At 29.8% G+C, this 11,259-nt stretch carries 5 protein-coding genes; 2 read left to right on the top strand and 3 right to left on the bottom strand.

Annotation, left to right across the window (positions count from 1 at the left end):
- Positions 1–1,417 precede the first annotated feature (1,417 nt).
- The 3 genes from ERCIPICE3303_RS03330 to bioB all read right to left on the bottom strand — a co-directional run bounded on the left by ERCIPICE3303_RS03330 (position 1,418) and on the right by bioB (position 5,785).
- Entirely contained in the window at positions 1,418–2,473 is a 1,056-nt protein-coding gene (locus tag ERCIPICE3303_RS03330) for a Replication protein (protein WP_157991326.1), read from the bottom strand.
- The gene (locus ERCIPICE3303_RS03325; protein WP_157991327.1) at positions 2,466–2,624 is read right to left on the bottom strand and encodes a hypothetical protein; all 159 of its coding nucleotides are present in this window, start codon (positions 2,622–2,624) and stop codon (positions 2,466–2,468) included. Before ERCIPICE3303_RS03325 ends, ERCIPICE3303_RS03330 begins: the two co-directional genes overlap by 8 nt.
- A gap of 2,120 nt (positions 2,625–4,744) precedes the next feature.
- Positions 4,745–5,785, bottom strand: a complete 1,041-nt coding sequence (bioB, locus tag ERCIPICE3303_RS03320; protein ID WP_157991328.1) for a biotin synthase BioB — start codon at positions 5,783–5,785, stop codon at positions 4,745–4,747.
- A gap of 103 nt (positions 5,786–5,888) precedes the next feature.
- Between bioB and bioA the strand changes: the two genes are divergently transcribed.
- Together bioA and ERCIPICE3303_RS03310 are read left to right on the top strand one after the other, a co-directional pair.
- Complete coding sequence (bioA, locus tag ERCIPICE3303_RS03315; RefSeq protein ID WP_157991329.1) at positions 5,889–7,190, top strand: adenosylmethionine--8-amino-7-oxononanoate transaminase; 1,302 nt, start codon at positions 5,889–5,891, stop codon at positions 7,188–7,190.
- Between the two features lie 97 nt (positions 7,191–7,287).
- Positions 7,288–8,472 carry a NupC/NupG family nucleoside CNT transporter gene (locus ERCIPICE3303_RS03310; protein ID WP_157991330.1) on the top strand — a complete coding sequence of 395 codons (1,185 nt, stop codon included), beginning with the start codon at positions 7,288–7,290 and terminating at the stop codon, positions 8,470–8,472.
- The last annotated feature ends 2,787 nt before the right edge of the window (positions 8,473–11,259 follow it).

Below are 11,259 nucleotides of genomic sequence, written 5' to 3'. Positions count from 1 at the left end.
GTCAAAGATTTATTAAGATCTTGTTATTATATGAAAATTCAATATTATTTTAATAATATATTGATTGAAATATAGACAAAATCTTTTTATAATCAAAGCATATTTATAAATTTAAATATTGATTAAATATATTTTTATAAATTAGTTATTAACAATTAGATTGTATAATCTAGTCTTCTTAGATAAGGAGATCTACCATTATTTATTGTTGTTTTTATTGTAAAACTTCATTTTCTAAATAAATTTTATTTTATTGTAAATAATAAATCTTTTATATCTATAAATATATTTATACCATAAAAACTGTTTATAATAATCAATTTATTCTAAATAAATATATTATCTATTATAATGCATAATTATATTTATTTAATTAAAATCGATATCAAAAGAGACGATTATAGAAACAATAAAAAATTTAAAATAAACAAAAATGTTTTAACTAATAATTCACGATATTTTATTTGGATAATATATTCTATCTGATCCATCCTAGATGTGATCTACATATTAAATTTAATGATTTAAAGTCAATCACTCCTTTTTAAGAAATATTTAATATAAAAAAAGTACTAATATGATTTAGTAATAAATATATATTTCATAATTCATATCTATCGATATTGTTTTATGATTTGATAAATGATCAATAATTTTCTCAAAAACTTCTTAACTATAGAAATAGTAGAGATTTTGAGAAAATTTTTTAAAACATACTTTTATTCAATTCATTTATTTAAAATCAATTAATTTAATGATATTAATAATTCTTCAATTTTATTAATTGATTTTTATATTGTTTTAAAAATAAAAACATATTTATGAAATTCTATTTACAGAAAAAATACATTTTATATTAAATTAGACATCTTCTTTATAATGAGATGTGTAATTCCACTTTACTCCACTTTACTCCACTTTATTCCACTTTATTCCACTCTACTGTATCTCTCTTATTAAAGAAATTTTTAGTTCATTCCCCATTTTATCTTTGATAGCTATTTCAGTGTTCTCAGAAAGAGTTTCTATTTTTCTGATTTCTAGAAGATTTCCTAGATAAGAATCTCTCTTCTTTTTAAAGATAAAAAAGATCTACCTAAAGACTTTGAAAGGCTTTAGGTAGTCTTTCTTTAGAAAGCATGTTTTGTGCAGGAATAACGTTCGAAATTAATGAAAGAAAATAAAAAATCTAAGAATCTAGTTTTTTTTAAGAAAAGTTTAAGAGTTATCTGATAATATAAATAAAAAATTCTTCATTTTAAGTTGATTTTGAAAGCTAAAATACTCATTTCTAGTATAGATAAAGATAAAAAAAAAGATTTTTCTATACGAAGGGCAGGAGGGATTCAAATCCTGTTTAGAATTTGTTTATAATGCAATCTATTTAGTGAGATACCTAGCGATTTAAATCGCTAGGTCATGGTAGAGGGATTCCTGCACGCTCAAGAAGAAGTCGATAATACTGCTCAGTGCTTGTAGAATGATTAAAGAGATGTGGAAATTCCGTCTTAATGGCATTTTCTAATTTTAATCGTATTATTGGTGTACAAGCATCACTAGCTGACCAGGTCCACCAAGCCATTTGGTAGCGTACTTCACTTAAATCCTGAGATGATATATGTTGTTTGTTATGAGCGATTACGGAGGTATTAAGATTTGCAATGATAGATTCTTTTTCATTAAATATTTCTGGGCTGATAACCCAACGTTTAATTTTGTTTAACCGATTTTTTAATGAATGATGACGATCAATATCAATTCCAAGACGTGCCATTTTAAGTTGATGACGCTCATATTTATTGCGCAAAGAAACCGCAATGCCTGCTGATGTTGCCCATTGACGATATTTATACAACCATTGACGAACACTTTTAAGATTCATTCCACGTGAGGTAAAAAAGTTTTCTGTTAAGAAGACTCTCATCGGTTTATTCTGACCAGAATCACTTTCTCGATCACGGTGAACTACTACGTAATCTAATTGCTCAAGTACACGCAAAGCATGTAGTAATACGTCATATGCCTTGCGCCCATTATTATAGACATGTAGAACTCCCATACGTTGCGCTATTTCTGCTACAGGTAAGATAACCTCAAACATATATTTACTATATGGGCTGTAATCACAGTTTGCTGCTAAGGCTAATGACAGGGCGCTTAGCGCTTCTCGGCTTTCAGAGCGAGCTGTTATTCGAAGTGGTTTTGGTTGATACGAACGATCAAATATACGTGAATAGGGTGTATAACCATGTTTTCTCAATGCTATAAGATCACTATTTTGCCGCCAGTCATGATTTTTGATACAAGCCATAACTTTTGCAGCCATTCCACGCGGTATTTTGCCGATAAATTTTGGCTGATGATTACGATGCGTTTTGACCTGCCCTTTACGCTGACAATTAGATTCGCCACGACGTGTTTGACGGTATAACAATTGTCCGGACTCTTGAAGAGTTATAGAATGATCATTCACCCTGTCCAAATCTTATGGCGGATAGGGGTTGTTTTTTTAAAATGCATTCGTTATAATCCTTTACAGGCATTAGCCTGCTAACGACCCCTCGATCTCTGGTTCTTCCGCCAAGTTGACGCAGAATCGAGGGGTTTTTGCATTGAGCAACCACTTCAATGTGGTTGCATCTCCCGGACGATTTTAGGATACATCCAATCCATTAAGTTTGTTTTGTTGTTCCGAGAAAACGGTTAAACATTAGGATCAATCTAAAATACAACTACAACATGCACAATCTCTTTATCTATTCTAAAATTACTTTTTTTATTGTATTACAATAGATAGCCAAGGATTGATCAACGCAGTCTTCCTTAATTCAGTTCCATTACCGTATCTTACATATATTATTGTACGAACGGATATGGAGATTTATTAATTATCTATTTAAAGATAGGACCATTTCCATGTTGTTTTACCTAGATATACGTGGAGATATAATTCTCTCTATAACTTAATTTGCTTCATGATTTTATCTTATATAACTTTTAAGCTAATTAGTTTACATACTTCGTATATCTGAATCGGAATATTTGATCTTATACAGAATTGCCGATTTTATTTTAGTCATTCCTAAAAACATAATCTATATCTAGGATCTAGACTAGAGTCTGTGTCTAATCTGTATGTTCGTGCCATTCAGCTTCACAGACTAATATGTTTGCTCTGAGTATTGAACACGAAAAACAATTAAGTGATCCAGGTTCATTCATAACCGCTTTCTCTATTATCCCATACTAAACGTACTATCGTATTAAGACGATATATTACGGTGTTGTTAGGTTAAATCTACTGGTGTAACCAATATTTCATCCCTATTTTGGGTGGAATCAACAACTTAATTTTTTTTCGACGAGATTGAACAGATCACTCATCTTTTTAGTATGGATTAGCTTATGTCATGACGTTTTATAGGGTTCAGTGTTTTTCCCAGCAAGATCTTTTCTTGATAAAGATTCTGATTAAATCATCGGAAGACAGTTTTTTTTATCTGCTCGAGACCCTATTCTAGTAGACCAAGTTAATTTCATACTCTGTTTATATGTTAGAGCAATGTTTGGCGGACGATCCATGCTCTTTCATTAATAAACTTTTCGTTTTATCTATCTAATTAAGAATAAAAGTTTTTTGTCTTATAGGTTTATATATTAAACATTATTAAACTTCTCTATTTATTATTCTTTGATAATTTTAGACATAATAATTATACCCTTATTAGATCATAAATTATATCAATAAAATTTACAAAAAAGAAGTTCTATATTTTTGTAATCCATCTCTTATATTTATTAAACTTATCTAGGTAGTGGATTTTGTTATTTATCTATCTAAGTTCAAAAAATTTGTTTGAACTGTACGATGTTATGCGATGATTTTATCATCGTGATATAACTAGTAGATGGAATGTAGTTCACTTATCTATTCTTATAACATAGATCCTACCTATATAGAAAGGCTAATAACAGTAATATTTTTATTCTTCAAGAACTTTTTAAAATTATGCAGATAAATCTTATTTTTTGACTCTATTTACTATTAAGAGTAGGTCTAAGAGTTAAAAAAGATTAGAAAGTAGATGATATTTATTCGATTCTTCTCAATTACAAATTGGTTATTACTGAAAGTGTTTAGTAGGAAAATAATTCGATATTAATTAAACAATTATTTTCAGACTTGAGATTAGATTAACTATAATATTTTAATCTACTATAGCGATCTAGTTTTAAACAATTCTTTCGCTACAAGTTCTCTAAACATTAGATAAGCATAAAATATTAAGACTTATTTTCTATAGCAATCAATAAAGAACTGCTATATCAGTCATATTTATATCTCGAAGGATGTCATCTATAATATGACTTTTAACTATGCCGCAGACGAGTTGGTGTCTGCGGTTTTATTTTAAGTTCACTATCTACTTGAAGACAAGATCAGATGGCTCTCTATTTGTTAGATAGCTTGTCTATAAAAGTGTTATAATAATTAATCTCTAAATAATTATTATGATCATAATAATTAATTAATAACAAATTTTATTTGTTTCTAAAGACCAGAATTATGAAGGTATTTAAATCATACTAAACTAAAACTGATACGATACTTATTTATTCTATTTGTATCCAGACTGATTTTCAATATCATTAAAATAAAAACATTAAAGTTTATCTCAGATACTATACTGATAGAAGAAGCTGGCTATATAATATGTTATTAATTATCCTATTCCTCTGTATCTCATTCACGCGCAGCGTTATAGTATTTTTCTGTATCTAGAGATAGAAAATTCTCTGTTAGATTATCTTCTTGCTCTTTATTTCCTTTTGATATTGTTTGACACTGGATAGTGAGACCAAGTTTTTTAAATAATCTTAAGTCATGATCTTCATCTGGATTGGAGGTTGTGAGTAATTTACAACCGTAAAACACAGAGTTAGTACCAGCCATAAAACACAGTGCTTGGGTTTGCTCATTCATTTGCTCTCTTCCAGCAGATAAACGAATATAAGAGTAAGGCATCATAATACGTGCTACAGCAATAGTACGAATAAAATCAAATTGGTCGACATCATCATTATCAGATAGTGGTGTACCTGATACTTTAACTAGCATATTGATAGGCACACTTTCTGGCGGTGTTGGTAAATTAGCTAATTGTACTAATAATCCTGCGCGATCATTAATATTTTCACCCATGCCTACAATACCACCAGAACATACTTTAATACCTGCTTGACGTATAATATTCAGTGTATCTAGTCTATCCTGATAACTACGCGTAGTTATGATATTTTTATAAAATTCTGGTGATGTATCTAGATTATGATTATAAAAATCTAGACCAGCTTTTGACAAGCGTTGTGCTTGCTGTTCATTAAGCATTCCAAGGGTCATGCAGGTCTCAAGTCCCATTGCTTTAACGCCTTTAACCATCTCTTCAAGTAGCGGCATATCACGATCACGTGGATTTTTCCAAGCGGCGCCCATACAGAAGCGCGTAGAACCAGCTTTACGTGCTTTTTGTGCTGCATCAAGTACTTTTTTTACTTCTATTAGATCCTCTCCTTTAATTCCTGAATTATAACGCGCGCTTTGCGGACAGTACTTGCAGTCCTCTGGACAAGCGCCTGTTTTTATCGATAGAAGTGTACTAACTTGGATTTCACCGGAGGTGAAATGCTGACGATGTACCTGTTGGGCTTTAAAAAGCAAATCAAAAAAAGGTTGGTCAAATAATAATCTAGTTTGCTCAATGGTCCAATGCTGAGAAATTGACATAACGGTTACCCATAGAATATTTAAGGAAATAGATAGTTGTAAGTATAGAGTTTGTCGCTACACTGTCCAGAATGTATTTAAATTTATTTAATAGGATATTCTGATGCAGACTGATGATCTCGATTTCGACAGACGACATGTCTGGCATCCTTATACATCGATGACTAAACCACTACCTACCTATCCGATTGTCTCTGCCAATGGTTATCAATTGATTCTCGGAGATGGGCGGCGATTAATCGACGGCATGTCATCTTGGTGGGCAGCGATTCATGGTTATAATCATCCGGTAATTAATCAGGCAATGCATAGTCAAATTAGTAAAATGTCGCATGTTATGTTTGGCGGTATTACTCATCCACCTGCAGTAGAGTTATGTCGTCGTTTAGTTGCATCCATGCCTTCTGACTTAGAGTGTGTTTTTTTAGCTGATTCTGGTTCTGTAGCTATAGAGGTTGCTATGAAAATGGCACTACAGTATTGGCAAGCATCTGGACATCCTCGCCGTGAATTTCTTGCGCTACGTCAAGGCTATCACGGTGATACTTTTGGCGCGATGTCAGTTTCTGATCCTATTAATTCTATGCATAGTATGTACTCAAGCTATCTACCTATTAATCGGTTTGTTAATACTCTTGCAAGACGTTTTGGAGAAACTTGGCAAACAGGTGATGATGCAGAATTTACCGCACTCTTTTCTTTGTATCACAATACATTAGCAGCAGTAATTATGGAGCCAATTGTACAGGGGGCTGGTGGAATGTATTTTTATCACCCTGAGTATTTGCGTGTAGCACGAACTTTATGTGATCAGTATGGAATACTATTAATTGCAGATGAAATAGCAACCGGATTTGGTCGTACCGGTAAATGGTTGGCCTGTAATCATGCCAATATTATTCCAGATATTTTATGTCTTGGGAAAGCACTAACTGGCGGTACATTAACGCTTTCTGCTACCTTAACTCGTCGTCATATAGCAGAAATTATTAGCGATAGTGATGCTGGTTGTTTTATGCATGGTCCAACGTTTATGGGTAATCCCTTAGCTTGTACAGCAGCGATTGCTAGTTTATCTCTACTTGAAGATAAAGAGTGGTATCATCGTGTAATGGCAATCTCTTCTCAACTAAGTAGCGGTTTGTTGCCTTTAGTAGATCACCCAAATGTTCGAGAGGTTCGAGTGTTAGGAGCTATTGGTGTAGTAGAAGTAACCAGGGTTGTAAACATATCGTTGTTGCAGAATTGGTTTGTGGAGCATGGTGTGTGGATTCGCCCTTTCAGAAATCTTATTTATGTGATACCACCTTATATTATTTCGTCAGAATCACTTGCGCAACTTATCAATGCTATTGCTAGCTCTTTAGACTATCCTGAGCATTTTGATTCCTCAATACCTATATAAAATGAGTCTATTAGACTACTTGTTTAATATTTACTGAATATAAAAACATAGTATATACAATAAAATGCAGTCCTTATTTATTTTCTGGAGTATAGATATGTCTCGGATTCTTCATTTTTTGGTATCACTATGTGTGATCATAGTTTTAGCTATGTTAGTAAGCGATAATAGAAAGCAGATCCGTATTCGTTTTGTAAGCCAACTTCTTGTTATAGAAATCTTATTAGCATGGTTTTTTCTTCATCTTGAAATAGGGTTAGAATTTGTAAAAAACATTTCAGAGTTATTTGATCACTTACTACAGTATGCAGCATGTGGGACTAATTTTGTCTTTGGCAATATGAGTAATAAAGGGCTCGCATTTTTTTGGCTTAACGTTCTTTGTCCTATTGTCTTTATATCAGCGCTCATTGGTATCCTTCAGCACTTTCGTATTCTTCCGGTTATTATTCGTATAATTGGCACTATTTTATCAAAAATTAATGGAATGGGTAAACTAGAATCTTTTAATGCAGTCAGTTCACTAATTCTTGGACAGTCAGAAAACTTTATTATTTACAAGGACATATTAGGACAGATCTCAGAAAAACGCATGTATACCTTGGCGGCAACAGCTATGTCGACTGTCTCCATGTCTATAGTGGGTGCTTATATGACCTTATTACAACCAAAATATGTAATTGTAGCATTAGTATTAAACATGCTTAGCACCTTCATTATTTTATCATTAATTAATCCTTATAGCGTGGATTTACAAGAAGATCTAACATTAGTTAATCCTTATAAAGGACAGGGTTTTTTTGAAATGCTTAATGAATATATTGTAGCCGGTTTTAAGGTAATGGTGATTGTAACAGCGATGCTTATGGGTTTTATTGCTTTAATTGCTAGTTTTAATTCTTTATTTGATGTTGTGTTTGGTATTAGTTTTCAAGGGGTTCTTGGTTATGCTTTTTCCCCACTAGCATGGGTATTAGGTGTCCCAAGTAATGAGGCATTGCAAGTAGGTGGTATCATGGCTACAAAACTGGTTACTAATGAATTTGTTGCAATGATTGAAATGCAAAAAGTCACTAGAATACTGTCTCTTCATGCTGAAGGAATTCTGTCAGTATTCTTAGTCTCTTTTGCTAATTTTTCATCAATTGGAATTGTAAGTGGTTCGATCAAGGGGCTACATAAAGAACAAGGAAATATGGTATCACGCTTTGGCTTAAAGCTTTTATATAGTTCAACACTAGTAAGTCTGTTATCAGCTGCGATCACAGGTTTAGTTCTTTAACAAACTAGTGATAGAACAGAGATATTCTATAGATTTTTTGTGTTTTTATTATTCAGTATATTATTCAATAGTACTAAGATTGATGCATATCATACATGGCTATAAATATCCGTATTCCTTATTGATGTGATTGACTGAGAAATATTGTAGCAATATGGATAAGAAGTTATTTTGATTGCTAATAAAAGCAATATCTACTTGTATTAAGCAATTGTGGTTTAGATCAAAAATAATTATCTTTTTAGGTAAATGAATTAGTAAGATTATTTTAATAATCAAGATCAATAAATAAAAAATTATATAACTACATTACAACAGTAATTCTGATAACTACCCATATTGTATCTTATAATAAGATGCTACTGAAATGAGGAGAAAACATAATAAAATGGTTAGAATTAGTTTTCATGCAATCTTCTATATGTAATTTACTAGTCTCTCTTATTTCGTTTATTTTACTGATTAGTAGTGAACTATATTATTGTACATCTCTGTAATTGCTATAAGTGTCATAGTATCATGTCATAACGATTTATGGTAACAATCTATATTATCTTTAATTAACTCTAATATAGTTTTTACAAGGGAAAAGAGATATGAAAGAATTTTACGATAATAATAAGCTCGTTATAATCTAGAAATAGATTATTGATTATAATTGATCTAAATAATACATTAAGCATCTCTTCATTATATAATGATAGAGTTATTTCGGTATTTGATTGTTTAAATAAACCTGATGAAGCAAAGTTATAAGATAGTGGAAGGTTTATTTCCCTTCAAAGAAAAATTATACTTATGATTTATATTATTAAATGTATTAATCTATGCTTTTATGTATTCTAAAGAATGTGATTGATAACAGATATGAAGAACTTATGTGACAGTACACTGCTACACTAAAATAGTAGTATAGTGATACTATAAAATGTGATTTTTCTTATCAAGAATTAATTAATAGAAGATACTATACTGATTTTTTATGATAATCATTACAGTTGATTAACTGTCTTATTTTTAATAAGCATCAAGAATATTAGGTTGATGTTATCTGTCATAATAAAAACTTTACTAGGTAAAGGGATATTGTATTAATATAATTTTTTATAAAAATACTATTATAAGATTAAGTCATATATTTATTGTTTAAAACTTTATAACTCTAGTATGAATCATTCACAAATGATAACAAGTCTAATCTTCTATCTATATCTATATCACAATAATGTATTATCTCAGGCAACATGAGTAATAAAAATTAGACTAGATTGCATACGGGATTGTAATTACTTATGTCTTTAAGTTTTTTAATTTCTTAATGTAGTCAGTATATTATTAGAAAATAATGAGATTTAAGAAAATATAATCTAATGATTATGTTTTTGGATTATATAAAGTCATTAACTTTCTAATTGTTAGAATAAAATACAATAATAAGTATTTAATGTTACAAAAAAGAAGTTTCGATAGAAACTATATTTCTAACAATGATCTACAACCATTTAGTATGTATAACAACTTTAGATAATTTTGTCACAATATTTAATTAGAAGTTGGTTATATACAAGTTATGTATTTTAAATACAAATCTACCTAATTTATTGAATTTTCTTTGTTTTATTTCAATATTACTATCGGAACTGAGATTAATTTTAGTTTAAGTATGTTATTTTACTATTTAATCTTACTAGTATGCAAGGTACATTAGTAGCTCTAAAGAAAATGGAAATGTTTATATGTTATCTTCAATATCACCAAATATATATAATAGTCATGAATAATAGTATGGTGTATTATGAAAAGTTATAGACCTTTAAAAAAGCTAGGTGAGTTGTACTTACTAGATTCTATTGTCTAATAAAAAGATTATTGTACATTGACTGAGATTATCTTAAAAAAGTTAAAAAATAAAATCGAACTCTAATTAGTTTCAGTTTTATATGAATATAACTTTTTATAAAGAAATAGTTAAATTAGACTTTAACTCTATCAATTATAGAATTAAAATAAAAGTATTTTTAAATACTTTGGTTTCATAATCTTAGTGAAGATTGTTTTATTACCTGAAATCACTTCAATCTGTGGCTCTATCTTTTGTCTTTGAATACAAAGAAAGAATAGACTATATTGATATTATTATATTTTTATAAGTTGTATAGGAATTAGTCATAATATCATTCATAGCTTTCTTTTAGATAAAAACATCAATTAAGAAAAATATGTGTGCTAATTTTTAGAAAAAGTGTTTTTGTGTTAAATATCTATTTAGATAGATCTTGCTAACACTGATAAAATTATTTTATATTTATATAACTAGTTTATATTACGGTTAAGATTAAGAATCATTATAGAGCTACTATGAGGGATAGTAGTATCCTTGATACTTATTAAAGTTTTTACTTTTAATTGAATGAGTATAACCTAGTTTTTTTTTGGTTTTTATATGGATGAAGTGAAGTTAGGTTATAGATGTAGATGATGCCATTCAAAACTATGATATTCCTTTCTGAAAAAAATAAGATAAGATCTCTAGAAGAGATGAGTAACGGGTTAAGATTAATTTAAAATATTTCGTAGTGATAGATTCTCTAGAAAGATTAAAACAATAATGATAGATATCACTGTGTGTTAGTACAGTGTTAAGCAGATGTTTCGCAAAAAATGATAGTTACAATAAGAAAAAAGTAAGAATAGTCTTAGGTTAAGAAACCTAATTTTCTTTTGGGTCCTTACATAGATGTTAAATCTATTTTTTCTTATTTATTTAATCTTACGTATATTTTTAAT

It is taken from the genome of Candidatus Erwinia haradaeae (assembly GCF_900699015.1).
Classification (GTDB): Bacteria; Pseudomonadota; Gammaproteobacteria; order Enterobacterales; family Enterobacteriaceae; genus Erwinia_E; species Erwinia_E haradaeae_E.
The sequence above is the reverse complement of the archived record's forward strand: the minus strand, read 5'-3'. Positions and strand labels throughout refer to the sequence as shown.